The following is a 24,299-nucleotide window of genomic DNA, read 5'->3' as shown; positions in this document are numbered from 1 at the left end:
AAATAATTGACGGATTTTTTTTTATTTTCAATTTCTTTTATACTTTTGCGTCCCTGGAGAGTTGGCAGAGCGGTCGATTGCGGCAGTCTTGAAAACTGTTGACTGTAACAGGTCCCGGGGTTCGAATCCCTGACTCTCCGCAAAAGCGACACAAAATTCATAAATGGATTTTGTGTCGCTTTTTCATTTTTAAGAAGGTGTTTGTCAGGTGTTTTCGATTTCAAAGGCGTGTTCGATAATGAGATTTTCTATGGAGATTTTTCCGAATCATCATTTATGAATTCTTTCTATTGGTTGTTTAATACTTCGGGTTATTGTTTTTTTGAATGATCGCTTGCTAAGTAGTAATGTCCTGCAGGCCTACTAAACGTTTGGGCAAAATAGTCTCCAAAAATAACTTCTAACATTTCGAGATTGTTTGATAGGTAGGATTTCATCGGGCGCTTTGAATCTTCGCTCGCAAGAAACTTTACACAAGGTCTTGTTTAACACTTGTATTTACGCTAGCCGCTGATAATCTTCCTTAGTTAAACAGTTCAAAAATAATTATTTATAAATATTGTTTTCTGTCAAAGTAGTATGTAGTAGCGGAAATATAATGTTGTGGGTTATGCAAGCGTAGTCCCTTGGGTTTGACAGCTCAAGTTATTTTAAAAATGATACCCAACGCCGAAGACAGAAAGGATCTTGCACAGGACATCTACTTAATGATATTTCAAGAATTAGGCAGTTTCAAGATACACTCATTTATAAACTTCCAGCGGAACCAAACCTTGTGAATGTTGATGCCGACAAAATACTCATCCGAAAAAAACTGGCAATAAAACACTTGGTGAATTTGCTTTTCAATATTTCCATTGCCCTTTATTGGTAGACCGATATGAAGCCGTAGAAGTCGCAATTAAAAGGTCAAATGAAAAAGAAGGACAACAAATAATATTGGCTGCATAAAAGACAAATATTTTGCGCTTCGTATTAAAGCGATAAACGCCGTGGGTATAACGAACTCAAATATCATTACTCTTTCTATTCCTATATTGAAAGAGCTTGCAATTAATGATGAAAATAATCTTGTAAGCGCAGCAGCTATTAGCTTATTGGGCAGACTAAAACAAAGAGAAAACATAACACTCTTTAAACAGACCTTACGTACAGCATCCTATGCAGTAAATCTAATGATATGAAAGGCAGGTATTAAAATAGGTGCCTCCTAATGTGGAATTCAGAATGGAGTAAGTGACCGGAAAAGTCATGACTTAAAGCCTTGGGTTATTGACCAAAGGCTTTTTTGATGTTGTGACAGGTCATTTGGAAAATACCATGAACGCGTAAAAACGGATAATGGAGGCAACCTACCTAGGAGAATTGCTATTCAACTAGGTGCTTGAAAAGTAGATATGCGATATTTAATTTAGTATGCTGAGAAAGGTAATAGGAAAGAAATTGTTTTAATAGCTAAAAGATAGATAATAATAGGTATTTTTCGGTATGAAAAAGACGGTATGAAGAGAATAGGATTTTTGTCGTTTGGGCACTGGTCTAACCACCCGGCCTATAACGCTCGTACAGCCAGCGACACATTGCTTCAATCTATTGATTTGGCTGTTGCCGCTGAAGAAATTGGTTTAGATGGCGCCTATTTTCGTGTGCATCATTTTGCGGCTCAGTTAGGATCTCCATTTCCTTTGCTTTCGGCTATCGGTGCCAAAACAAGCAGGATAGAGATAGGAACGGGTGTAATTGATATGCGTTATGAAAATCCACTGTATATGGTAGAAGATGCCGGCGCCGCGGATTTGATTTCGGAGGGGCGATTACAATTGGGAATCAGCAGAGGTTCCCCGGAACAGGTTATCGATGGATGGCGCTATTTTGGATATGAACCCGCCGAAGGAGAAACTGACGCCGATATGGGACGCCGTAAGGCATTGGAATTCCTGGATAAGCTGAAAGGTGTTGGATTTGCCGAGCCTAATCCGTATCCAATGTTTCCGAATCCACCCGGCCTGCTGCGTTTGGAACCCTATTCAGAAGGATTGCGGGAACGTATTTGGTGGGGAGCTGCTTCTAATGCGACTGCTGTTTGGGCAGCCGAAAACGAAATGTATCTTCAAAGCTCTACGCTGAAGATGGACGAAAGCGGCAAACCTTTCCATATACAACAGGCCGAACAGATCAGGTTGTACAAGGAAACCTGGAAGAAGGCCGGCCATCGGCGTGAACCGAGGATTTCTGTAAGCCGGTCTATCTTCGCCCTGGTAAACGATCAGGATCGCCATTTTTTTGGGAGGGAAGCCAAACAGGTTGATCAAATCGGAATGATTGAACCGAACAAACGCGCCATTTTCGGGAGAAGCTATGCTGCAGAGCCAGATCAACTTATAAAAGAGTTGGCTAAGGACGAAGCTATCCAGGAGGCAGATACGATACTTTTGACAGTACCTAATACATTAGGAGTTGATTACAATGTGCATGTACTGTCTGCTATTTTAGAGCATGTGGCCCCGGGATTAGGGTGGCGTTAAGTCATGCCAAGGACGACAGATGTTTTAAGTATTGACCCAAATCTCTGAGCACACATTAAAATGAACACACAATGAATGAGGACATCTTTTTAAAAGTAGATAATTACATCAGTAATTTGTTAGCCCCTGAAGACAAAGCACTAACCGACACCATTAAATCATTGGAAGAGGAAGATATGCCCCGGATAAGTGTGTCGGCAAATCATGGTAAATTTCTGCAGGTGCTTATGATGTCGTGCAATGCAAAACGGGTTTTAGAATTAGGCACTTTAGCGGGATATAGCACGATTTGGCAGGCAAGGGCTTTGCCTGAAAATGGAAAATTAATTTCCCTGGAAGTTGATCCGCGTTATGCGGAAGTGGCCAGGAAGAATGTTGAAAATGCAGGGCTTTCACACAAAGTGGATATCAGGGTGGGTAAGGCATTAGATCTTTTGCCCATCTTAATTGCTGAAAATGAAGAACCATTTGATTTTATATTTATTGACGCCGATAAACCGCCATATAAAGAGTATTTCGACTATGCGTTAAAGCTTTCCAGGCCAGGAACTTTGATCGTGTGCGACAATGTTGTAAGAGAAGCGAAAATCCTTGATCCCCATAGTACTGATGAACGGGTAAGAGGAGTACAACGGTTAAACGAAAGCCTGCAAGGAAATAAAAATGTTACTGCTACTATTCTGCAAACCGTTGGTGTGAAGGAACATGATGGAATGGTTATCGCGGTGGTAAACAGGTAAATGGAGATATGCTAAAAAGGGGCGGGGATTGTGTCGACACAATCATATACATCAAATCTTATCACTTTTTACAAATTCCAAAATAGGATTTAACACCTGCTCTACATATTCCTGTTCCCTGGCGTTACTTTTTTTGCTATGGGTGAAGGTGTCACTGATGGAATAATTCTTCATAAACTCCTTTTTCTTTTTACCAATGGCATATTCCATGCAACCAGGTTCCTGGGAGATATTGATGATCGTCATTTCCTCAAACATCATTAGCCGTTGTTTTAAAAAAGGTGCATTGATTTTGTAAATGATCCCGGCATTTTTATCAAAGAGAAACTTCACATTAACATTAAACAGGAAATCATAGATCGCATAAAACACCATAATAGCCCCGATACCATACAATGTATACCTGATATTATAATTCAGCCAGCTGTCCATAAAGGGAACTGCTCCAAAAATTAAAACGGACAGCAGGGCAAAGATTTTTATCTTAGGCATAAAGCCAAAGTAGGGTTTAATACTCAGCTCATGGGGTGTTATTTTCAATTGATATTTATTCATACCAAGAAATATACATGTTTTTATTTTTGTTCAACTCATAGAGAGAGTTCTGTCTGCTTAATTTGCTTCAATTCCCATGATCTCTGTCACTTCATTGATCGCGCTTTGGGCGGGGTGTTTGCTGAATAATCCTACTACAATGGGTACGCGCTTCTCGTTTCCATTTTGATTGAATATAAAAAAGGCAGTACTATCCAGTGTTATAAAGAGATACTTGCCGCTAAGCACATAAAAATTTTCAAACTCATTGAAGTGATATACGACCTCTCCATTCAGTGCATTATTTTTATGGGTAATGGTTTTCGTATTGGGATCAATCGTTAGTTTTTTGGTTGTTTTTAATAAGTTAATCAACCCAAAAACAAGGAACAACAGAGCAGCCCATATCCCGATTTTCTTTTCCGGGGGAATAATAAAATATAAGGCTGCTGCTATAACCAGGCATACCACCGTGCGGACAACTGCCGTAGACATATTGCTTTTCAAATGAAATTTGTTCCCTTCCTGCGTGAAATATTTATAATTGCTCATTTTTGAATTTTATAGGTTTACTGTATGTAATACAAAACTTATTTAGCGACGCTCCTGCATTTTTATCCGCTTCCATCGGGCGTAAGCTTTATAAAAGAATACAGCAGCCACCAGGAGCAGGAAAGCAAGTATTCCCCATTTACCAACCAGTTTGTAAAGCAACTGTTGGAGTTTGTTCATTTCGATGATTCCCCCTGTTACTTCCCATTGTTGTATCCTAATAAATTGATAGAGACCGGCGCCTGCAAAAAATAATCCAATAAGTGCATGGGCAATCACCCTGGAATAGGGTTCCCTTTTATTGCCTTCGTATATATGGTCTTCGGCAAAATGTTCATCGTTTTTGTTTGTTTCGGGTGTCATCTCTCTTGAAGTTTATTTCCTGTAAACCATTTGTACATTCCCCAAACGCTTGTGATCAGGTGCAGTAACTCTCAGGTTCTTATAGTCTGTTAATGAAAACGAGGTCTCCTTTCCCTGTTTAAAATCCGCGTCAGCAGCAGGCACGTCAGCAGCGTTGGCTGGAACGTCGATGTTTTTATCCGAGGCTATAGCCTTTACCACATCGGCAGTTGCATCTACGGCCGTTATTTTTAAGAGGATCTGTTTGTGGTCGTCGAAGAGGTATACCAGTATTAAGTCGCCGGGTTGGGGACTCGCTGCAAATAGCCCGGACTGCCGTATCTGTTCGTCCCGGCTTGCGCCGGTGCCGGCAGTTTGTTTGGGCGCGATGCGGTGGTAAATAAACATGCCTGTAAACAACAGGAAAATAGCTCCAAAGAACAGTATATTCAGCCAAATCAGGATTTTCCCTATTTTCCCGGCTTTAAAAGAGGTATTTACCTTTATCTTTTTTTTTTCGGCTTTGAAAAAGGTATCCAGTTCTTTATCCCAACGCACAACCGGTACATCCCGTCCACAATTTTTACAACAAACCGAAGCCGTTATTTTCTTCGTATCGCGTACCCAACCAGCTTCCAGCTGCAGTTGATAAAAAGTCATCTCCATTTTCCCCCTGGCGTTGCACAAAGGGCATCCGGCATTGGCGACAGGAATCGTTTTAAGAAAGAGATGATTTTTGTTTATTCTTGTGATGACTATCATGGTATTAAAATTCCAGGGTTATTTCAATACCACATCAGTTAATAAAAGCAAATTTGTCCTCGAACATTTTACCAAATACCGGAACCGGCTTTTCAGCGCCGTTGCCGGCATTAATCATTCCCAGTATCCAGAATACCATTAAAACATATCCGACCAGGCCCAGGAAAGATAGCGCCGGAACCACGTAGGCGATAATATTCAAAATAATGCTCACTGCAATGCTGATAATGGCCAGACCCAAAGACTGCTTCAGGTGGTATTTAAGTAAAGAGTCTGCCCGGTCTTTCCCGGAAAAATAAGCAATCAGCCATCCAATCAACGTAATGTAGGAGATAACAGATAAGGTTCGGTTGTTCATAAAATGTAATGATTTGTCGGGCAATATTGCCTGGCACAAATATCTGCCTGCGGTGACCGGCCTTCCAAACCTTGCTATGCTACAAACCGTCTACCCTCCTTGCAGGAAAGCGTCTACAATACGACTACATCCTGAAAAATATTTTGTATATCAATTATTTATAAAGATGATTAATGTTTATATTATTATATTCTTGCCATCACTTTTACCAATTTATAGTAATTTGCCGGCATGAAATTCTTGCTTCATTTTCTGTTTATATGTATTTATATTAGTTTGTCATTGGATGGTTTCACACAAACGGAAGCTGCTCAAAAGGACCAATCGGGCCTATTCTATCAACAGGCAGAAACCTATAGGATCAATAGAAGCTATGAAGCTGCCTTGTCGGCAGCCAGTCAAAGTATCCAAACCGCCTTACAAAGTAAAAACTATACCGGGGCTGCCAAAGCTTACACATTGCTGGTAAATATTAAATCCAACGCCAGGCAGTTGACCACGCTGACGAAAACAAGTGATTCGGCACTGTTGATGGCACAACGGGCGAATGACCCGGTGGCAATGGCTTATGCTTATTATGCCCGGGTACTGTTATATAAAACCCTTGACGACGCAGAAAACGTGGTGAAAAATTGCCAGTCCGGCCTGAAAGAACTGGAAAGAAAAATGGATCATAACATCGCGGGCAAATTCTACTATCAACTGTATGTGGTCAATTCAGACTGGAATAATGAAGATAAAGTAAATCTCTACGCGCGGAAAGCAACAGAAAATATCCTGCAAACAAAGGATTACAACATGTTAAGCAACTGTTATACCGCCCTGTCGGTTGCCCATGAGTATAATTATAATGCCCAAAAGGAAAAGGGGGAACTCGACAGCACCTTATTTTATTTAAGTCAATCGGAAGCACTATACCGGCAACACCCCGGTCAGGTGGCCGATTATACCTATGCTATTGCGTGTATTAATATTGCTAACTGTTACCTGAAATATTTCCCGGAAACAGACGCAGGGGCTAAAGCCCAGGCGATTCATTTCGCCAATACAGCCAGAACTGTGTTGAAAGATGCAGGTCGCAGCCAGGAAGTTGTTGCCAGTAGCTTAGGCATATTAAGCGAATATGCCCGTAGGGAAAATAACAATGCACTGGAAGAGCGCTATTTGCTGGAGGCTTACGAAGTTATGAAAACAGAACAACCGCCTTATTATTACACCATGATTAATGTGGTAAATGCATTATCAGCGCTTTATAAACGTAAAGGCGACTATCAGAAAGCACTGGATTACCAGGAAAAAGTAACGGAATACAGCAACAAAAACTTTAGTCAGAAGCAGGCGCAGAGCGCGCAAAAGCTGGAAATACAATACGAAACAGAGAAGAAGGATAACGAAATGAAAGTGCTGAAAGAACGGGAAAAAAGCCGGATGCTGCAAAACTACCTGTACGCCTGTATCGCAGTGGCTTCCTTGCTTGGCCTGGTGTTTATGTTCCGTTCCTATCATTTCAGGTTGCGCTACGCTATGCAACGGGAGAAGCAGTTGCAGTTGGAAAAACTGGATTCCGAATTACAGATAAAGCTTCAAAAAGAAGAACAGGCAAGGCTCCTGGCAGAGCAGCAACTGATGGAAACCCAGCAACAACAGCTTCAGAAAGAAGTAATGGCCAATGTATTACACCTGGAACATAAGAACCGCATGTTGCTCAACATAAAGGATAAGTTATCCGAAGGCGGCCCGGTAAATATGCAAAAGATACTAAAAGAAGAACTGGTCATTGATAATGATTTTGAAGACGCAAAATTGCAGATCCAGCGTGTTCATCCCGATTTTTTTAACCTGATTAACGAGAAAGCCCAAAGAAACCTCAGTTCGCTGGACCTGAAACTATGTGCCTACCTTTATCTCAAAATGGATACGCGGCAGATAGCCCAGCTGATGAATATCGAAGCCAAAAGTGTCCGGATGAGCCGCTATAGGATAAAGCAAAAGCTTGGACTGGGAAGAGACGAAGACCTGAATATCTTTTTACAGGGCATAGGTAGTTAAGTCCGTGTAATGCAAAACCAACTTGGCCCAGGTCATCTAAATGCTTAGGAACGCAAACCTTGTATGCGTCATCGAAACGCCCGGGAAAACTAAGTCGGGAAAAAGTACAGGAACTCACAAGATTAACATAGAAAGCGATCATACTGCTATTATACTGCAGTGATCCTTACTATTTTTGAAATGGTACAAAGAGCATCAAGCGATTATCCAGACGAAGACTCCTCAAAATAACCCAAAGCGATTTCCATGAATACTGCTATGAGAACAACCCTCGCACGTTTTCGTTATCCTTTCCCAATGCTTAAAAATCCTTTTGCCGAGCAGCTGCAGGATATCACTGATAACCAGTGGATCGATGGTGAATATCTTTACCTGTACAAGAACGATCCTGATACCCGGTATAAATATAAGAAAACAAAAACGGCGCATATTGCCTCCCAATGGTTCCCTACTGCAAGCCTGGAGCGGCTCAAACCCGTTTGCCGTTTTATGCTCTGGACACTTTACAATGATGATATGTATGAAGAGGCCCCTCTTTCGGAAGTAAAGCTTGTTCATGAAAAATCCATAGCCGTATTAGGCGGGGAAATAGCTGCAGAAGAAGCAGGAATACCTTTAGCTTTACTATTAGCGTCTTTGCGTTCAGAATTGTTACAATTTATTCCTGTTGAATCGTTACAACGTTTTATTACGGCTCTCAATAAATATTTTAATGGTCTGGAACAAGAGCTTACTTATAAGGAGAAAAGAACATTCCCTACGATTGAAGAATGTATCGCTATCCGTGAGAACTCATTGTGCCTTTTTCCGTTCCTGGAATTGATGGACATAGAAACCAAACTGCCGCTTCCTGCCAATATTTGTAATCATCCGGCGATACAACGACTAAAAGCATTGGCCAGCCGGATGATGGTATGTTATAATGAGGTGCAGTCAGTAGGAAAGGATGAAGCAACAGGAAGTATCTATTATAATCTGGTAAAAGTTATCCAGCATAATCGTAACATATCACTGGAAGAGGCTTGTCTGGAGGACTTACGCATTCATGATGAAGAACTGGAAGAATTTATTCAGTTGCAGATGTCTCTTCCTGATTTTGGCGAATGGCATGACGCTGTCGTTAACAGAATACACTACATTAGTATGACGTTAAGCGGTTGGAAAAACATTTCTGCTAAAATGGATAGATATAATACCATGGATGGATTCCCTTCAGTGCAAGCAATAAAAGCCAATAATTGATCGACTCCGGAGATAAAACCCCTCAGGAAAAATTACATAGTACTAATCTTAAGGCAACATAGCAATGAGACCAGAAGAATACAACTCAGGAAACTATCTTCCGATAAACTATTATCCATGGCCCAATTTGATTAATCCGCATGTAGAACAAATGGGCAGGGATATGGATGGGTGGATCGATAACGACTATACATTTTTGACGGAAAAGCAAAAAGTAAGATATAAGAAGATGCGCCTGCATGCCTGTACTGCTTGTATGTGGCCACATTTAACTTACGAGCAGGCGACTCCTTGTAACAGGTTTATGCTTCAGTATGTTGTGCTGGATGACCAGGTGGAGGAGTCCTCTTCCGAGGAAATCGAATATCTGCGAACCCGTTGTACGGCAATACTTCGGGGAGAGCAGCCAACTCCAGAAGAAAATGCACTGTATCAACATATAGCATTGCTGAGAGATGAGTTCAGGGCTTTCATGCCTGACATATGGGTGGAACGTTTCGCTAACTATTTTTATATCACCACCAGGTATGGGATCGAGCTTGAACATCCTTATAAAGTTGCTAATCGCCCGCCCTCCCTCGCGCTTTTCAAAGTACTTCGTGAATATAACGTCCTGATGCTGCCCTATCTTCTTTTTGGGGAGATAGAATCAGGGCTTATCTTGCCAAAACATATTGTGGAGCATCCGGTGGTACAACGAATGATCACCTTGCTGAGCAGGGTTATTGCCTGGCAAAACGATATCCATTCCCTGCCAAAGGAACTGGCAAAAGGCACAGAGGTTTTTAATCTGATTTTTGTGCTGCAACAGGATTGCCATCTTTCGCTGGAAGAAGCCTGCGTTGAGGCGCTTCGTATTCATAATGAAGATCTGGCTGAATTGCTTGCCATACATAAAGAGTATCGTGAATTTGGTGAATACCAGGAGCATGTAGATCAATTTTTGTACTATTCCGGAATAGGGATTCAGGGGGTAAATACTTTTTACCTGCAGGAAACAGAGCGTTACAGGCACGGCGGAGCCGGATTTGCCTGGCCGGATGCTGCAACGAAAAATAATCTTACACTGTAAGATAAACGCATGCTTCGTAAATGATCATTTGCAAGATAAAATCTTGATTTTACAATTTCCAGGTAAGGCCGTCTGCTCAGGATTGTTTCCGCATGCTTTGCCTGATCTTTTCCCGGTGTAGCCCGCCCCAGGCGCCCAGTTCGCCCAGCACTTTTTTTAAGGTGCGGCTGTACTCGGTTGCTTCATAGATAATAGTTACCGGCGTGGTTGGGTATACATTGCGCCTGATAAAATAATTTAGCTCCAGGTCTTTCAACTCTTTGGCTAAGATCCTGGAAGATATACCGGGTATTTCATGCTGGATCTCATTAAAGCGCTTTGATGATTGCATCAGGCAAAGAAGCAATGCCAGCTTCCATCTTCCGTTAATAACAGATAATGCATCAAGCACGTTTTTGAGCGCAGCAGCGCATTCTTCATTCCTGGGAAGGGGCTCATTTATTATCATACTCATACACACAAATGTAATTACATTACCTAAATGTAACCGCTTCCCTTTGGGTAAGTGCTCCCTTTTGACCACCCGGCAACCATAATTTTGTCTTCGATAATTCGAGCGAAAGAATTCTTTTATTGCTAGCACAGAAAGAAAATCCGGCGATCTCGAAATCTAAAAATGATAAGATTATTAAAAAAGTAGATTTTTATGAAACGTATTCTTCATTTAATTTCAAGTATACAGGAAAAAGGATCGAACAGTATTCAACTGGGGAATGCTATCATCGAAAAAATTCAGGAGAAATATTCGGGCAGTACAGTGGAGGAATTAAACCTGGTTAATATCGAAATTCCACATCTTAACCCTGCTGTTCTTCGCACTTTCTTTATTCCCGGAGATCAGCTGACGGAAGAAGAAAAAGCGTCTATTCGTTTTTCTGACGAAATGGTTAAACAGTTACTAGCTTCAGACATCATTGTGATTGGTGCCCCGCTTTACAACTTTACCATTCATACCGCGTTAAAAGCCTGGATTGATCATGTTACCAGGGTGGGAATAACTTTTGGGTATGGTGAAAATGGTCCTGTTGGAAAAGTGACAGGGAAAAAAGTGTATGTGGCCAATGTCGTCCGGTGGCGTTTATTCAGAAGGTCCCGGCAAAGCCAACGACTTTGTTGCTCCTTATCTGAATGCTTTCTTTGGCTTTTTAGGCATGACAGATCTGACGGTAGTGCGTGCTGAGGGACTAAAAGTGCCGGGAGTGATGGAGGTTGCTATGGAGAAGGCAATTGGAAGTATAAGGATTGATTAATTAATATCTTCTGATCCTATAGATCAAAGGAGTTATTTCTTGTGAAATAACTCCTTTGTTATTTTTATAAATGATAGTTAATTAGTGGGCTGTCACTGTTCCAATGTTTGTATTAATTTACCTGCACTTTTTTCTGCATCATACCAATCAACCGTCTTATGAAGTATTTCTTCGAATTTAAAGATATCATCTACCGTCATCATCTCAGTCCTGGTTTCTTTTTTTTGCTCATCAAAAGTGCCAATATATTTTCGTGAACCGTTGAAATACAATCTGCATATCGTTTTTCGATTGTTATCATCCAGTAGTATGGCGAAATAAGATTGAGCATCCCGATAGGCTATCCTGGCCGCCTTTATTTTTTGACGGAGAATTGTTTTTACGATCATGTATCCTTCTTTTTCCTCCTCGGTGGTTTCAATCAAAGCACCTTTTTCTTCGGCATTTGTTGTGGCTGTTTCCTTTTCCGCATCAGCCGGCTCAGTATCATTTTCCTTTTTCAGCGCAGATTTAAGTCTGTCCGTTATCAGGTCATTGATATATTGTTGTATTGACTTCCTGGTAAGCGCGCCGAACTGCTCCACAATTTTTGAAGTTAACATGCCCCTGTATATCTGTTTGGTGAAGAGCTTAATCAACCCTTCAGAAGGATTCTGGAACTCAATATTTATCAGGGTTTTGAGCTCATTCATATATTTTAGCTCGCTTGCGGTGGTTTGAATGTTTTCCAGGTTGAAATATGACTTATGGAATTTTTTTAGTTCTTCGATCTGGTTATCTTTTATATCTGTCACGTTAAATTCGAAGAATGGTTTATCATCCATTTTATTCTGCTCAGTAAGATCTGTATAAAAACGGTAAATGATTCCGTTGGATAACAGGCCGAACTTGGCGGTTGTTGTATGGAAATACCGGAAAAGCTGGGAGTTGTGTGGATCCAGGCTTTCTCCCCAATGCTTACATTCGATGAGTATAGATGGCTTGCCTTCTTTCAGTATGGCATAGTCCACTTTTTCACCTTTCTTAATCCCGATATCCGCGATGAATTCCGGCATTACTTCAAATGGGTCAAATACATCGTAGCCCAGCACCTTAATGAAAGGCATGATAAAAGCATTCTTGGTAGCTTCCTCTGTCTGGATCTGGTTTTTAAGCTTTTCGACTTTATCGCCGAAGAGTTTGATTTCATCTTTAAAATCCATCTTAATTTTTTTTGATATTGATGTTATCAGAAAATGTTATCATTCAAATCCTTTTCCAAGGGCATCGAGCCGCCGCATCTGTAAGTTCATATGATGGAGCACTACTTTTTCGTAATCATTTGACTTGTCGCCCAGCTTACTGAATAGTACCAGCATCTCCAGGAACAGGAAGAAAAGTATCCACAGGAACCAGAAACACATTGCAATGTAGGATGCGGATAACATCTGCTTCATGATCGTTAACTCATCCAGGAACCCTGTACTCGCTTTCATTTCTTTTTCAAGTGCAGGCTTGATGTATAGCAATTCGTTTTCTTTTTTGGCTTTTTGTTGCCGCATAGCATCAATGGCGGCGTCGAGGGATGGCAACAATGCTATTTTGGGGTTGGGTACTAAGGTAGAGGCAACAGTAACATCGCTTGTTGTTTTCCAAATAGTTGAGTCCCTGCCCGAAGATGTTATGGTATGCTCAGGCGCCCGTTTTGTTGCTCTTTGCGTGGTGGTGGCAGTTGTGGTTGGATGCTTACTGATATCCTCCACGTAGTTCCCTCGCTCCTGTTCCTTTTTACTAATTGTTGTGTCCAGTGTGGCTATCTGCTTTCTTAATTCTTCTGTTTTCGAGGGTAATATCCTGTCTACTTTTTCCGATACGTAAGAAATTTTCTGGATCTCAATATCTTTTTCGAACAATATCTGATCGATGATGACAGCTCCCAGCACAGACATCATGAGCGCCAAACAGCCCCTGGAAATTACCAGCAGCCGGTGCGGGTTGATAGACAGCACGATCTGCTTTTCGACCTGTACAATGATGATGATGGAGAGCGCTCCTGCCAGCATGCAACCCGGCAGGTTGAGCGACAGGTAACGATGTGCAAAAGTAAAACCAATAAAAAACCACAGAATGCAAACGATGAGCATAGCGGCAGTATACTTCTTCACGGATTTAAAAGCAGCTTCGCTGCAGTTTCGCAGGATGTTGTAGTTGTACCCGGTGATGAAGCAGCCGAAACGGATCCACAGATGTTTCATAGCGCCCGATTTTAAAAGTTTTTGTTCAGAATCATATGACTGGAAATGGCCGCAAGCCCATTCCTGAATCCGCGGGTATAGCTGATAATGATGCCATGCCCGACGCCCTCGTTAACCTTTGCCTGCGCTTCTATTTCTTTGACCTGGCTGATATGGCTCTCGGCAATTTCCTTCTTGACGGTAAGTTCGTCCACCGTATCTATCATGCCACTTCTGCTCCTGCTTGAGATATGGAAATTGATTTGCCGGATAAAATCTTCGTAAAACGTTTTTACTTTCCGGATAGATCTTTCGAGGTCATTTTTCAACGCGATCACATTTTGGTCCAGGTGGGTGGCATCCGGATTTATCAATGCATCGTTATATCCTTTGGATTCATAATTCTTATCGAGGAAATCGTATAACAGATGTATTCCTCCATTGAAGGGTGTTACAGATTTTTCTTCGGAAGGCTCTTTTTCCGGCGCTTCCTTCTCAATGAACGTAGTTTCGGGAATATCTGGTATCGGGTTTTCAATTGCCACCGTGTGGCTGTGCCCATTTTGGCGTTGCCGGTTGAAAATATCGAATAAGCTCATAGATATTTTATTAAATAGTGATTGTAGGCACTTTATATTTATTATGCCCTTTACTGTGACAGGATTCACAAAGCGTGATCAATAAATGCCCGGGATACTCCCAGGGAAGCCGGAACTTTTGCTCGCTTGCTATAAAGTGGTATTGCCGGTGATGCACCTGTAAATCTTTATCGCTGCTGCAATGCACACAGCGATGCATGTCGCGGTGCAGTATTTCCTTTCGTTTCGCCTTCCAGTTTGGATGAAACAGTAGTGCGCCATAACTGCCATGGGACTTGGCATTCAGAAAACCAGGGTCCTGAGTTTTGGCCGGAGGAGATTTTGCAGGAATATCTTCCCGGATATACCTGCTGTAAGATTGGTCTCCCTTAAACTGCAAATACTTATAGGGTGCATTGTTTGGGGGTGTCATAATAACATTGGTTGAAGGTGATTGAAATATAGTTCCGGTCGCAGCCAACTTATTGCTCCCACTTACAAAGGGTTCTTGTTGTCATTGCTTTGTCGAGGGGAACGCTGATGATTCGATGCTTACAATTGCTCAGTCCACGGCAATTTGAATTATAATGATACCTTGTAGCACTTTTGCTGTCGCAGATATACACCATTGTTTGGTTGCAGTGAACATAGCTTATAAGCAACCAGGTATACAGGAGTTTCATGGCGCGATAGGAAAGTGGTAAGCGGTACTGACGTGAACTTCACAATGGGGGCTGTTGTTTACATGATACTGCTGTTTCATGCTGTGATTTTTAATTTATGAAACAAAAATATATTTCGTTCACGTCCTTTTTTTACGGGAAACCGTAATCCGGTATTTTCTTTCAAATTTTTTTTAAAGATGTTTATATAGCGCCTAAATCCTTGCAGTGGGCTACGAGTTGCTCATTCTTGGTAAAGCCAAGTGCATCTTTCATTTGATTGAGCCTTTTTTCTATGCTGCTTAGGCCGGATGGTTTTATGCCGTTACGTTGAAGGTGGGCGGGTATGTCTTTCTGCAGCATTCCTTGTGCCAGCAGTGTGATGATCCTGATATCAAATTCCGAAAAAGAGTAGGCGTTTTTTTTGTCGATCAGCTGCCTGATATGATGTGGGAAGTAGCGCCGGTGCTGGGCTATTTCATTGATGGCCTCTTTAAGCGACCGGGCGTCGTTCCGGGCTTTGGGCACAAAGCCGTCTATATCATACTTGTTATAAAGTTGGTCAATAACAGCGGGCCTGTTTTCTAACGAGAAGATCAGGATATTCAGATCGGGCTGTACTTCCCTGGCGGCGATAATCAGATCCATACCACCGGACAGGACCTGTTTGCGACCATCCGGTTCGAAATGCAAATCTGTAATCAGGAGATCGAAGGAGCTTCCGGCCCTGACTGCCTGTGTTATCTTGTACAACGCATCATCGCAATAGTAAGCGTGTGCTATATCCATGACAGCCAGATCTTCCAGCGTTTTTTGCACAGAAATATTGACGGTTTCGTGATCTTCAGCAATAAGTACCTTTGTAATCATGAGGACTGAGCTATTGGGAAAGAAATATGAATTTTTAATCCTTTAGCAGGATGTTCAAATATATATTGCCCGTCAATTCTTTTAATACGGTTTCCCGTATTCTGCAGTCCGTTCCCATACTTAACTTGCGGAGAAATACCGATACCGTTATCGGTATAGAGAATTTGAACCTGGTTGTTTTGACTTTCGAACTTTATCATTACAGCATCAGCCAGGCTGTGTTTTTTCATATTAATCATTAATTCCTGCAGAATATGTTCCACTTCATGCTGTACCTGCGTATTGATCCGGCTCCAGAGGAGAGGGCTGTTGCCAATGATCAGCACCTTGATATGTTCGGATCCGAAGGACTCCAGCAAATCGTCGATTTTAGTATGAAAAGGAATCTCTGAGGTGGCGGGAGTTTCGTAAGAGATATCACGGGATCGCTCATACAGTACTTCAATCTTATCAATCAATTCCTCTTTGTCTACGGCCGGTTTATATTCAAGGTCTGTCATGATGCGGTACAATCCGTTTGCTACGACATCGTGTACTTTTTGGGAGGTTTTAAGCTGGTGTTCCTGTATCGCCTGCCTGGAAGCAAATTCTATCTGTTGGCGGCGGCGGCGATACCGGAGGATTAAAATAATACCGGCCGTAATGAAGAACAGGATGGTGAGTGCCAGTAAGAACCATTGTGCCAGCAGCTGTGTTTTCTTTTGGACATTATCTTTTTGTAGCTGAAGATTGTCGGCTTTGCTTTTTGCCGCTTCGTACCGGATTAGTGCAAATTGGTTCTTGGCGGCGTTCTTTGCGGTTTGGATACTATCTGTCAGATGCTGGTAACGGATAAAATATGGTTTCAGCAGGTTGGTGGGGCTGAGTGTAATAAGTTTGGAAAGGGCTTCGACTTCGTTGTCCGGACTCTTCATTTCCCTGGCGATTTCGTATCTTTTCAGGGCATAATAAAGTGCCGAATCGGGCAAAGAGCTTGTATAATAGTCCGAGAGATGCGCGTAGCTGGCATTAAGACCCCTGATGTCGTTTGAATCCCTACGAATTTGCAAGGCGTGTTGCAGCTCAGGTCCGGCAGGATAAGCGGAATCTTTTAACCATTTAGTTTTAGCATAGTTGGAAAGCACACGGGCATATTCTTTTTTATCATCCTTGCTCTTATCCAGCAGGGATTTGTATAGATCGATCGCCTCAGCATAGTCGCCTTTCTTCTGGTAAGTAAGGGCTATACTATTTAAAGCAATGGCTTCAACGTTTGGTTGTGTGATGTATTTGAGCGCCTTATGATAATAATCGATCGCCGCCTCATAGTTTTTAAGATTCAGACAGATATTGCCCAGCTCATGGTAATTTGAGCCCAGGCATTCCTGGTCGTTCTTTTTGTGTTCATCGAGATACGTAAGGGATTTCAACAGGCTTTCCTGCCCGCCATAATGGTCTCCCTCATGCGCCTGGATGATACCCATATAAGTATAGGCCATGGCAATTTCCAAACTGTCTGTAGCAGTGGTTGTAACAATATTAAAGTAATAAAAGGCAGAGTCGTTATTGTTATTGAAGAATGCTTCTCCTTTTTCCAGTGTGGGTGCAGAAATCGGTGGCGAAGGCTCCCGGTTGGATGTGCAGGCCAGCAGACTGCAGAAGAGTATGGTCAGGATGATGTTTGAGGGACGCACAAGGGATTATTTCTCTTAAAAGTATCGAATTTCTCAATTTTGAGGAATTATTATTAACAGGCAACAAAAAAAGTGAGGCAAGAACTTTCCTGCCTCACTGAGATGATATGTTATGGTTTTTTCCTTGGAGGAATTGTTCCGGTTTCACCATCGGTATCATCCAACGTAGTAACCTGTTGGCCATTGTTATGGTTATGGTTACCGTTATTGTTGTGGTTGGGGCATAAGAATGCCAGGAAGAAACTTAATATAATGTTAAGCATTGTGTTAGGTTTTTAAATTTTTGGAAATAGGCCGCCGGTTGCCGGGCAGCCGGCAGCGTGGTTTTGAGTCAGCGAAGAAGCGCTTCTTGCTTGCTTGTTTGGGAAGGATGGGCGTGGATTACGGAAGCTGATGATCGCTTCCCAAGCCGGTAACCGGCTTCCGCTTTCTTTGCCCGGGGTGAATCGGTTCTGTACAGAGTGCCTCTTAGCTAAGGAGGCGTTACCCGATTGCAAAACAAAGATAGGTCGAGGTAAGAGGTTGATTTACAAACAATTCCGATAATTCCGATGATTCCATTTGTTCCATTTGGAATTCCGGGAATGCGGGTTTAATTCCGATTATTCAGTTCTATAATCTCACTTATGGGCACACATTTTATCGACTACCAGCAAATGATTATGCAGGCGTATGAGCGAAAGAAGTTAAACAATACGCTGCCTCACGGTTTGAAGCACCTCACGCCCGCGAACCTCAAAGAGGAATGTTTGAAGAGATGCACAAAAGAGGTAAGCAGGCGGGATGAAAAAGCTATCAGGGATTTCTGCGTGGATTTGAAAGAGGCGAAAGACTGTCATGCTATCATTCAGCGATGCCATACGGATAAGTTCAGACCGCTGGTGAATTATCTGAAAGGGAAGTCTGGAAAGCCGGATGGGAAGAATATAGAGCTGCTGGCCTGGCTGATTGATTTTCCTGGCAGGCCCTGGGAATTGAGAAAGGAGATTTCCGCCGATGAGGAGGTAAAGGAAGAACCATCGTTAGATGGTATTAGTCAGGTGACAGAAGCCCCTGTAAGTGCAGCTGATGCCCCGGAGAACCCGCCGGCGACGGGCATTGATAAACCCGCCGGGGAACCGGGAATTCCGGAAATTCCAAAAATTCCGCTCGGGCTTTTTGGCCCGGTTGGAAAGGAAAGTGAGGGCGTTAAACCCGTGGAAATTGTTAAGCAGGAAGAAAAGTTAAAGGGGAAATCCGCGAAGATCCTGGCGGCCGCGGTGATGTTATCGCTGGTATTGGGAACAGGCGGCATGTGGTGGTGGAAAGATAAAAATCAGACCCCACGCTCCGGGTACTGTATGTATTGGCAGGAAGATCATTTTGAACCGGTAGCCTGTAACCAGAAGGTATCTAATGCGAGGGTTATAGCGCTGGATACCATGAGGTTGAAAAATTTAAGGAAGATAACCAGGCCGGATACCATCAGCTACCTGGCCGTAGGCAAGGTTTGGTATTTGAAAATTGATGGGAAACTGGAATTCTACACTTCGGGAGGAGAGCATCCGGTGATCTTTGGCCGTGAGCTGAGGCCAATTACCTTTTATATTATCGATAAGTACATCCGCTCGGGTATGATCGCGAATCAGTAACACGGTGAATACACCCCAAATAGAAAAGGCCGCCCGATGGCAGCCTCTTCACATGAATGGTTGGTTATTGAGCATTACTTTTTTACCTCGCTCTCGAGCAGCAACTTCAACTCCTTATTGGATGGCCTCGGCGCATCTGTTGAAACGATATTCCCTTGCTTATCAAACACCATAAAGCGTGGAATGCCTTTAATGTTATAGAATTTGGCAATATCGCTCCATCCGCTGGCAAACAGTTGCACGCCGCCCAGCTTTTCGCTGGCAATAAAATCTTTCCATTTCTGATGATCTTTTTGCTCGTCTACAGATACGCTCAGGAACGTTACATCCTGTCCGTGCATTTCTTCCTCCAGCGTTTTGAGGTAGGGGAGTTCTCCTTTGCAGGGACCGCACCAGGTAGCCCAAACATCTACTAATACTACTTTGCCTTTGAAATCAGTCAGGGATGTTTGTTTACCGTTCATATCCGGGTAAGTGAAGTTCACTGCCTGGCCGCCGGCGGCAGTGGCTTTCTTCGCCAGTTCCGCTTTTATGTTGTTGGCGCGATCGACCTGGTCGGAAGTGAGCAGGTATTTACCATATTGCTTGTCCAGGTCAACATAGCCAAGGTAGGTTTTCAGAGAGGCAGCCTGTTGCACCACAATTTCACCTTTCAGGGTATCGTTTTCGATGCCTTTCATCCTGGCTTCGATACTATAGTCCTTTACATCACCATTGCCCATCCTGGCTGGCAGCATTTGCAGCGTACGCATCATGCGTATACCGTAAGGATACCGAAGCAGCCGGGTATCTGTAGTGAAATAGGGGACATGTATGTTTTTGAAATAGGGGGTATAGTCGTTTTCAGAGGGATGTGCGGAACGGGGAGTACTCAACAACTCTGCAGCACAGTGCAACATATCCAGCTCACGGAACTTCTCAAACTCACTGTCAAACTGCTTGTTGCCGGAGGAAGCAAATTTTGTTTCCAGTGCTTGCCTGTGAAGCGTTTCCAGCAATGGGAAGAAGTCCACGTAAGTACTCCTGGACGTATTGAAATAAACACCCCTTCTTTCGAGCGGCAATATTGTATTATGCCATTTCTCCACGGCCCGGTTCTCAGGTGAGTTCTTACCGGTGAGCGCATAGGAGGTATCGGTGATCTTTACGTTCAGCTGGTCGTTCTTTTTGAAATAGAAGGTGTATTTGTCCATGGGCGTTTGACTGTTACCGGTGCCGATCACATAAAACCCTTCGCGTTCCGGGCGGAAATAAAACCCGAAAGATGAATCGGTGCCAGGTTTAGACGAAGCCACTTCTTCCAGTCTTCCATGCTCTACGCGATAGAGGTGTACGTTACCGTCGTTCCGGCGCATCCATTCACCGGAGATAGTTACCTGGGCTTTCATAAATGCAGGCAGGCAAAGGAGGGTGGTTAAACCCAAAAGTAATTTTTTCATTTGTAGTGAGATTGTTTAGTAACTGTTTGGATATGTATAGTTGCTAACCGGGGGAGCAATGTAGATCACATCGCCTACGCTTCCCTTTCCTTCCATTGTGAAATCAGGAGTGGTAGCGAGGTTGCCGGATGTTTTCCTGAATGCACGCACTTTATAACTTCCACCGCTGGTAGTACCTATCAGCATATAGTTGTAATAAAAAGGCTGCTCAGTGGCATTGCTGCCGGTGTATTTACGGTGACGAATGAACGTTATTTTCTCTCCCGCCGGCACGGTGTATTGCAACTGCTCAACACCGTTGCTCAGGTTCCAGGACCATATTTCCTGCCCTACGGAGAAGTACAGAATGTTCTCGTCTTCTATGATCAAACCAAAACGTTCTGCCTTGTTCAGCTTGTCCGTTGAGGCCAGCGTATCATTCACGATCTTCACGGCATAGTTGGATGGCGAGATGGTGGAAATTATCTTTAATGAAGGATCTGTTTTGTCCCTGAACAGCGCTATCCCTACGTACGGGTAGGTGGATTTCAAACCCATGAACAGCAGTTCTTTGTTATTCCTGTTGGCAGGCATTTCTGTTTCGGGTGCATCTGTTACAGCCGATAGCACAGAGCCGGTACCTGTGGCGGAAACAAAAGAACTGCTCGTTTCATCAAAGAAGAAAGGGTTTTCGAAGGGATATGCCATGAAATATTTTGAAAGACTATACGGACTGTTGTTATCATCGCGCAGCTGTTTACCACCGAACAGGCCAACGTTGGCCGACATAGAATAAACACTATGCAGGTGCCCGTCGTTTACAAAATAGTTGGCCTGTGAGCTTTCGCTGATACTTCCCGGTTTTTTTGCCGAAGGTGTTTCGTAAAAAAGGTCATTAATGCCATGTATCTCTTTAAAAGTATTAATGTTTACAACGCTGGCATCTTTGTCAGACAAAATGAACAATGCCCTGGTATTGGCATAAGCACCTGTTACATTGGATTTATAATTTGAGTAGAATCCAAAGAGGCTTGCTTCCCCATCGAGTTTTTTCCCGTTCACCAGTGAGAATACATTTTCCAGCCTGGATTGGGGCGCAATGCCAGAAGGCGTTAAGAAGAGGTCTACATCGGTTTTGCCGCCATCGCTCTTCATGATATACCAGCCACGCGTGAACTGGGTGACCACATTGACATTGGCTGTTATTATTTTGCTGAACCCGGTATGTTCATTCTTTGCACCGAACACCAATACCCAGCCTTTAGCCGGCTGTGTTACCAGGTAGTCCAGTGTTTTGGCGCGACCGATCGTATCTACTTTAGGTGCTGAGCCCTGTACATTTGTTTCATATATTCCCCACCAGTAGGAGAATTTCGCATCGGGATCAGTAGAGTTGACTTTCGGATCGATGCTGATCTTATCTACCAGCGACACTTTATCATAAGAGGTTTCAACGCCGCTGATAGTGATGTCTTCCGGGACTTTGTATATATAATTCCCCTTGTCCTTGTAACAGGAGGCCATCAGCAGTACACAGCAGGTAGCCAGGATTTGATATTTTAGTTTCATGAAAGGCTGTTTTGAAGGTTAAGGGAATACGACTGTTTCACCCGTTTCATCTGTTAGCGGCGCGCCGGGGTGAGCGTTATTGTAATCCGTGAGCACGGTTTTCAGCTTCAGTCTCCAGAAGGTGAGCAGTGCATAATCGGTGTTGACGAAAGTGAGGAATTCCTGATCCCATTTCTCACCTGTTTGACTGATCATGAAGGAGTGTTTCACCTGGCTGTATTTGCCCCAGTAGTATAGTCCGGCAGAGGTATTCCAGGCTGCGGGCTGACTGAGCATATCGGTGAAGTCCACCCTTCTCCACAGTTTTTTGATTTCCCCGGGTTGAAACTGATCATTCGCTTTCACCTGTATCTGCAGCTTCACGTTTCCTTTTTTCAGTGAAGTGTCGCGAAGCAGGATCACTGGCACGGAGGCATGTACCTGTCCTGCTTTGATCACATATACATCTTTCAGTGAGGCGTCGGAGAAAGCTTTGTAATGGGTGCCGGGCACGGCGTTTTGTTCACCCTGGAGCGTTACCTGTTCAAGGGTGAAAGGCCGGTCGCTGCTGCTCACACCTCCGATGGCATAGATGTCGAAGAACACGGTATCTTGTGTGATCGCAGCCGGTTCGTAATAAAAGGTGAACGGCTTCACGGTATCAGCCATTTCGAAGGATGCCGTATAGATCCGGTCGGGCGTAGGTCCAAACTGAATCCGGGCGATATCGTTATAGAGGTAATACTGATCTTTTTTGCAGGCAGCCAGTAAAGCGGTCAGCATGGCTACAGTGAGTATCTGTTTCATTCTTTGCGCTTTTATCATTGAACAAATTCATTTAATGGCAGTGGCACCAGGTAATTGATGGTTGCTGCGGAAGGCGCCCATAGGAAGCTGGCTTTGGGTGCGTTGATGCGTTTGTAGGCAAAAAATGCCTGTCCTTCGGCAAATAATTCCTTCCGGTACTCTTTCACCAGTTCCAGCTGTACCTGGGCAGGGTCGGCGGGCAGCGTGGAAGCGGTGATATTACGCGCGGTTCGGAAAGCCTCCCAGTATTGCTGGCCTTCACCCGCCGGAGCGGTTTCTGCGGCTACCAGGTACATTTCGCTGACACGCAGCATGGGTATCTGGAAAGGGGCAATAGCGGAACTGGTTGCAGCCGCCATGTATTTTCTCATGATGTAGCACTTGGAACCATTAGCCAGCGTGATCAGCGTCCAGAGGTTAGTTTCCCGTATATCCGTTCCAGTATTGCCATACAACTGATTATTTACGGTGGTTACACCGCTACCTTTTTTCAGCACACCGGACGTGAACTGTTGTTCAAATTTTTTTGCCAGCTGGAAATCATAGAGTCCGAAAATATGTTCCATGGAGAGGTTGAAGTTGCCGCCGGCCATATCGCTAAGCACCCCGAGCCGGAACTTCGTGTTGCCATCCGGGTTCTTCGCATCGATCACTTCTTTGGCGCAGGTATAAGCAGACCTGTTATCCTGGAACCAGAGGTATGCGCGGGCCTGCAGTGCTTTCACCGCATAGTAGTTCATACGAAGGAAACGGAAAGCGGAGTATGTATTTTCCGGCTTGAAAGGAGAGCTCACGCTGCCGGGATTGGAGAGATCAGCCTGCGAATACCGGGTGAAAGGATCTACCTCTTTCAGCAGGGCGGCGGCAGCTGTAAGATCGCTCAGCAGCTCCGTTTTATATTGATCGTAGGGCAGATGCTGATTGGGTTCTTTGGACACCTTTTTCACGTATGGCAACACGGTGCCACCCTGTATATTGCCCGGTACCGGGCCAAAAAGCCGCAACAGGTCCAGGTGGCAATAGGCACGCAGTGCAAGGCATTCACCTTTCATCATTTCGTAGGAGCCGGCGGAAAGAAACACGTCCCGGTGGGTATCTACTTCGGCCAGAATAGCATTGATGCTGGCAATGATCTTATATTCCTGCGCATACATGGAAGACAATGCGCGTTGTACGCCGTCGTCGGTATAGTTGAACAGACCGAGGCGCTGTTCGGTGGTGTTGGTGGTGACATCCCAGGAAGTCGTCAGTCTTTCTATGGTACCAAAGGTCATATCCTGGCCATAGGCGCTCCCGGATTTCATTTGGATGTACACCCCCGTCAGCGCATCCTGGAAGCCGCTTTCCGTGGTGAAAAGCACATCGGATGGCATCTGGGTTTTAGGCTGAACGGTGAGCCATTTTTTGCAGGAGGCAGTGCACATGGCAATTCCCAACAGCCCAGTGATTATATATTTCATCGGTGTCATGGAA

Annotated in this window: 25 protein-coding genes and 1 tRNA gene; 9 read left to right on the top strand and 17 right to left on the bottom strand. The window is 43.6% G+C overall.

Translation table 11 applies throughout. The features are described from left to right. Positions 1 to 55 precede the first annotated feature (55 nt). The 3 genes from KE626_RS08550 (at position 56) to KE626_RS08540 (ending at position 3,265) form a co-directional block, all read left to right on the top strand. Positions 56 to 140 (top strand) — tRNA-Ser (locus KE626_RS08550). Positions 141 to 1,502: 1,362 nt separating this feature from the next. Beyond that, positions 1,503 to 2,525, top strand: a complete 1,023-nt coding sequence (locus KE626_RS08545) for an LLM class flavin-dependent oxidoreductase (RefSeq protein ID WP_211972451.1) — start codon at positions 1,503 to 1,505, stop codon at positions 2,523 to 2,525. A gap of 71 nt (positions 2,526 to 2,596) precedes the next feature. Beyond that, entirely contained in the window at positions 2,597 to 3,265 is a 669-nt protein-coding gene (locus KE626_RS08540; RefSeq protein WP_211972450.1) for an O-methyltransferase, read from the top strand. 51 nt (positions 3,266 to 3,316) lie between these two features. Here the strand turns inward: KE626_RS08540 and KE626_RS08535 are convergent, their stop codons facing one another. From KE626_RS08535 to KE626_RS08515, 5 genes are all read right to left on the bottom strand, one after another. Further along, positions 3,317 to 3,757 carry a hypothetical protein gene (locus KE626_RS08535; protein WP_211972449.1) on the bottom strand — a complete coding sequence of 147 codons (441 nt, stop codon included), beginning with the start codon at positions 3,755 to 3,757 and terminating at the stop codon, positions 3,317 to 3,319. A gap of 120 nt (positions 3,758 to 3,877) precedes the next feature. Then, complete coding sequence (locus KE626_RS08530; protein ID WP_211972448.1) at positions 3,878 to 4,351, bottom strand: hypothetical protein; 474 nt, start codon at positions 4,349 to 4,351, stop codon at positions 3,878 to 3,880. A gap of 42 nt (positions 4,352 to 4,393) precedes the next feature. Continuing rightward, positions 4,394 to 4,714: a hypothetical protein gene (locus KE626_RS08525; RefSeq protein ID WP_211972447.1), complete on the bottom strand. Its 321-nt coding sequence runs from the start codon at positions 4,712 to 4,714 to the stop codon at positions 4,394 to 4,396. A 12-nt stretch (positions 4,715 to 4,726) separates the two neighbouring features. After that, on the bottom strand, positions 4,727 to 5,455 hold the full coding sequence (locus KE626_RS08520) for a hypothetical protein (RefSeq protein WP_211972446.1): 729 nt from the start codon (positions 5,453 to 5,455) through the stop codon (positions 4,727 to 4,729). Between the two features lie 34 nt (positions 5,456 to 5,489). Then, positions 5,490 to 5,813, bottom strand: a complete 324-nt coding sequence (locus tag KE626_RS08515; RefSeq protein WP_211972445.1) for a magnetosome magnetite crystal formation protein family — start codon at positions 5,811 to 5,813, stop codon at positions 5,490 to 5,492. 231 nt (positions 5,814 to 6,044) lie between these two features. On the opposite strand from KE626_RS08515, the gene KE626_RS08510 reads away from it, so the two are divergent. The 3 genes from KE626_RS08510 to KE626_RS08500 all read left to right on the top strand — a co-directional run bounded on the left by KE626_RS08510 (position 6,045) and on the right by KE626_RS08500 (position 10,176). Then, the gene (locus tag KE626_RS08510) at positions 6,045 to 7,862 is read left to right on the top strand and encodes a helix-turn-helix transcriptional regulator (RefSeq protein WP_211972444.1); all 1,818 of its coding nucleotides are present in this window, start codon (positions 6,045 to 6,047) and stop codon (positions 7,860 to 7,862) included. A 246-nt stretch (positions 7,863 to 8,108) separates the two neighbouring features. Next, positions 8,109 to 9,104 carry a terpene synthase family protein gene (locus tag KE626_RS08505; protein ID WP_211972443.1) on the top strand — a complete coding sequence of 332 codons (996 nt, stop codon included), beginning with the start codon at positions 8,109 to 8,111 and terminating at the stop codon, positions 9,102 to 9,104. Positions 9,105 to 9,168: 64 nt separating this feature from the next. Further along, positions 9,169 to 10,176: a terpene synthase family protein gene (locus KE626_RS08500; protein WP_211972442.1), complete on the top strand. Its 1,008-nt coding sequence runs from the start codon at positions 9,169 to 9,171 to the stop codon at positions 10,174 to 10,176. A 76-nt stretch (positions 10,177 to 10,252) separates the two neighbouring features. Here the strand turns inward: KE626_RS08500 and KE626_RS08495 are convergent, their stop codons facing one another. Continuing rightward, positions 10,253 to 10,630 carry a winged helix-turn-helix transcriptional regulator gene (locus KE626_RS08495; protein WP_211972441.1) on the bottom strand — a complete coding sequence of 126 codons (378 nt, stop codon included), beginning with the start codon at positions 10,628 to 10,630 and terminating at the stop codon, positions 10,253 to 10,255. 192 nt (positions 10,631 to 10,822) lie between these two features. Between KE626_RS08495 and KE626_RS08490 the strand changes: the two genes are divergently transcribed. Then, on the top strand, positions 10,823 to 11,356 hold the full coding sequence (locus KE626_RS08490; RefSeq protein WP_249207360.1) for an FMN-dependent NADH-azoreductase: 534 nt from the start codon (positions 10,823 to 10,825) through the stop codon (positions 11,354 to 11,356). After that, complete coding sequence (locus tag KE626_RS35170) at positions 11,301 to 11,426, top strand: hypothetical protein (protein ID WP_428845023.1); 126 nt, start codon at positions 11,301 to 11,303, stop codon at positions 11,424 to 11,426. Before KE626_RS08490 ends, KE626_RS35170 begins: the two co-directional genes overlap by 56 nt. A 92-nt stretch (positions 11,427 to 11,518) precedes the next feature. Here the strand turns inward: KE626_RS35170 and KE626_RS08485 are convergent, their stop codons facing one another. The 7 genes from KE626_RS08485 to KE626_RS08455 form a co-directional block, all read right to left on the bottom strand. Next, on the bottom strand, positions 11,519 to 12,628 hold the full coding sequence (locus tag KE626_RS08485) for a type I restriction endonuclease (protein WP_211972440.1): 1,110 nt from the start codon (positions 12,626 to 12,628) through the stop codon (positions 11,519 to 11,521). 39 nt (positions 12,629 to 12,667) lie between these two features. Continuing rightward, on the bottom strand, positions 12,668 to 13,660 hold the full coding sequence (locus tag KE626_RS08480; RefSeq protein WP_211972439.1) for a DUF4407 domain-containing protein: 993 nt from the start codon (positions 13,658 to 13,660) through the stop codon (positions 12,668 to 12,670). Positions 13,661 to 13,671: 11 nt separating this feature from the next. Next, positions 13,672 to 14,238 carry a hypothetical protein gene (locus KE626_RS08475; protein WP_211972438.1) on the bottom strand — a complete coding sequence of 189 codons (567 nt, stop codon included), beginning with the start codon at positions 14,236 to 14,238 and terminating at the stop codon, positions 13,672 to 13,674. Positions 14,239 to 14,248: 10 nt separating this feature from the next. Further along, the gene (locus KE626_RS34640) at positions 14,249 to 14,650 is read right to left on the bottom strand and encodes an HNH endonuclease (RefSeq protein WP_249207359.1); all 402 of its coding nucleotides are present in this window, start codon (positions 14,648 to 14,650) and stop codon (positions 14,249 to 14,251) included. Positions 14,651 to 15,083: 433 nt separating this feature from the next. Continuing rightward, on the bottom strand, positions 15,084 to 15,749 hold the full coding sequence (locus tag KE626_RS08465; RefSeq protein WP_211972437.1) for a response regulator transcription factor: 666 nt from the start codon (positions 15,747 to 15,749) through the stop codon (positions 15,084 to 15,086). Further along, entirely contained in the window at positions 15,746 to 17,422 is a 1,677-nt protein-coding gene (locus KE626_RS08460) for an ATP-binding protein (RefSeq protein ID WP_211972436.1), read from the bottom strand. Before KE626_RS08460 ends, KE626_RS08465 begins: the two co-directional genes overlap by 4 nt. Positions 17,423 to 17,532: 110 nt before the next feature. Beyond that, positions 17,533 to 17,685, bottom strand: a complete 153-nt coding sequence (locus KE626_RS08455; RefSeq protein WP_211972435.1) for a hypothetical protein — start codon at positions 17,683 to 17,685, stop codon at positions 17,533 to 17,535. Positions 17,686 to 18,048: 363 nt separating this feature from the next. On the opposite strand from KE626_RS08455, the gene KE626_RS08450 reads away from it, so the two are divergent. Further along, positions 18,049 to 19,053 carry a hypothetical protein gene (locus tag KE626_RS08450; RefSeq protein WP_211972434.1) on the top strand — a complete coding sequence of 335 codons (1,005 nt, stop codon included), beginning with the start codon at positions 18,049 to 18,051 and terminating at the stop codon, positions 19,051 to 19,053. A 74-nt stretch (positions 19,054 to 19,127) separates the two neighbouring features. Here KE626_RS08450 and KE626_RS08445 read toward each other — a convergent pair whose 3' ends face one another. From KE626_RS08445 to KE626_RS08430, 4 genes are read right to left on the bottom strand one after another with little or no spacing between them, the layout of a single operon-like run. Further along, positions 19,128 to 20,492 carry a TlpA family protein disulfide reductase gene (locus KE626_RS08445; RefSeq protein ID WP_211972433.1) on the bottom strand — a complete coding sequence of 455 codons (1,365 nt, stop codon included), beginning with the start codon at positions 20,490 to 20,492 and terminating at the stop codon, positions 19,128 to 19,130. A gap of 15 nt (positions 20,493 to 20,507) precedes the next feature. After that, on the bottom strand, positions 20,508 to 22,040 hold the full coding sequence (locus KE626_RS08440; RefSeq protein ID WP_211972432.1) for a PKD-like family lipoprotein: 1,533 nt from the start codon (positions 22,038 to 22,040) through the stop codon (positions 20,508 to 20,510). A gap of 18 nt (positions 22,041 to 22,058) precedes the next feature. Continuing rightward, positions 22,059 to 22,826 (bottom strand): DUF4843 domain-containing protein, encoded by a 768-nt coding sequence (locus KE626_RS08435; protein WP_211972431.1) that lies wholly within the window; start codon positions 22,824 to 22,826, stop codon positions 22,059 to 22,061. Positions 22,827 to 22,840: 14 nt separating this feature from the next. Further along, positions 22,841 to 24,295, bottom strand: a complete 1,455-nt coding sequence (locus KE626_RS08430; RefSeq protein WP_211972430.1) for a RagB/SusD family nutrient uptake outer membrane protein — start codon at positions 24,293 to 24,295, stop codon at positions 22,841 to 22,843. Positions 24,296 to 24,299: the final 4 nt, after the last annotated feature.

Origin of the sequence: Chitinophaga hostae, assembly GCF_018224885.1 — a bacterium.
Lineage (GTDB): Bacteria > Bacteroidota > Bacteroidia > Chitinophagales > Chitinophagaceae > Chitinophaga > Chitinophaga hostae.
The sequence above is the reverse complement of the archived record's forward strand: the minus strand, read 5'-3'. Positions and strand labels throughout refer to the sequence as shown.

Coding starts and splice junctions, on each gene's coding strand:
- KE626_RS08465 (WP_211972437.1), bottom strand. CDS start 15,749: ATGATTACAAAGGTACTTATTGCTGAAGATCACGAAACCGTCAATATT.
- KE626_RS08440 (WP_211972432.1), bottom strand. CDS start 22,040: ATGAAACTAAAATATCAAATCCTGGCTACCTGCTGTGTACTGCTGATG.
- KE626_RS08435 (WP_211972431.1), bottom strand. CDS start 22,826: ATGAAACAGATACTCACTGTAGCCATGCTGACCGCTTTACTGGCTGCC.
- KE626_RS08475 (WP_211972438.1), bottom strand. CDS start 14,238: ATGAGCTTATTCGATATTTTCAACCGGCAACGCCAAAATGGGCACAGC.
- KE626_RS08535 (WP_211972449.1), bottom strand. CDS start 3,757: ATGCCTAAGATAAAAATCTTTGCCCTGCTGTCCGTTTTAATTTTTGGA.
- KE626_RS08500 (WP_211972442.1), top strand. CDS start 9,169: ATGAGACCAGAAGAATACAACTCAGGAAACTATCTTCCGATAAACTAT.
- KE626_RS08520 (WP_211972446.1), bottom strand. CDS start 5,455: ATGATAGTCATCACAAGAATAAACAAAAATCATCTCTTTCTTAAAACG.
- KE626_RS08525 (WP_211972447.1), bottom strand. CDS start 4,714: ATGACACCCGAAACAAACAAAAACGATGAACATTTTGCCGAAGACCAT.
- KE626_RS08430 (WP_211972430.1), bottom strand. CDS start 24,295: ATGACACCGATGAAATATATAATCACTGGGCTGTTGGGAATTGCCATG.
- KE626_RS08455 (WP_211972435.1), bottom strand. CDS start 17,685: ATGCTTAACATTATATTAAGTTTCTTCCTGGCATTCTTATGCCCCAAC.
- KE626_RS34640 (WP_249207359.1), bottom strand. CDS start 14,650: ATGACACCCCCAAACAATGCACCCTATAAGTATTTGCAGTTTAAGGGA.
- KE626_RS08515 (WP_211972445.1), bottom strand. CDS start 5,813: ATGAACAACCGAACCTTATCTGTTATCTCCTACATTACGTTGATTGGA.
- KE626_RS08480 (WP_211972439.1), bottom strand. CDS start 13,660: ATGAAACATCTGTGGATCCGTTTCGGCTGCTTCATCACCGGGTACAAC.
- KE626_RS08530 (WP_211972448.1), bottom strand. CDS start 4,351: ATGAGCAATTATAAATATTTCACGCAGGAAGGGAACAAATTTCATTTG.
- KE626_RS08505 (WP_211972443.1), top strand. CDS start 8,109: ATGAATACTGCTATGAGAACAACCCTCGCACGTTTTCGTTATCCTTTC.
- KE626_RS08450 (WP_211972434.1), top strand. CDS start 18,049: ATGGGCACACATTTTATCGACTACCAGCAAATGATTATGCAGGCGTAT.
- KE626_RS08490 (WP_249207360.1), top strand. CDS start 10,823: ATGAAACGTATTCTTCATTTAATTTCAAGTATACAGGAAAAAGGATCG.
- KE626_RS08540 (WP_211972450.1), top strand. CDS start 2,597: ATGAATGAGGACATCTTTTTAAAAGTAGATAATTACATCAGTAATTTG.
- KE626_RS08485 (WP_211972440.1), bottom strand. CDS start 12,628: ATGGATTTTAAAGATGAAATCAAACTCTTCGGCGATAAAGTCGAAAAG.
- KE626_RS08545 (WP_211972451.1), top strand. CDS start 1,503: ATGAAGAGAATAGGATTTTTGTCGTTTGGGCACTGGTCTAACCACCCG.
- KE626_RS08510 (WP_211972444.1), top strand. CDS start 6,045: ATGAAATTCTTGCTTCATTTTCTGTTTATATGTATTTATATTAGTTTG.
- KE626_RS08445 (WP_211972433.1), bottom strand. CDS start 20,492: ATGAAAAAATTACTTTTGGGTTTAACCACCCTCCTTTGCCTGCCTGCA.
- KE626_RS08495 (WP_211972441.1), bottom strand. CDS start 10,630: ATGAGTATGATAATAAATGAGCCCCTTCCCAGGAATGAAGAATGCGCT.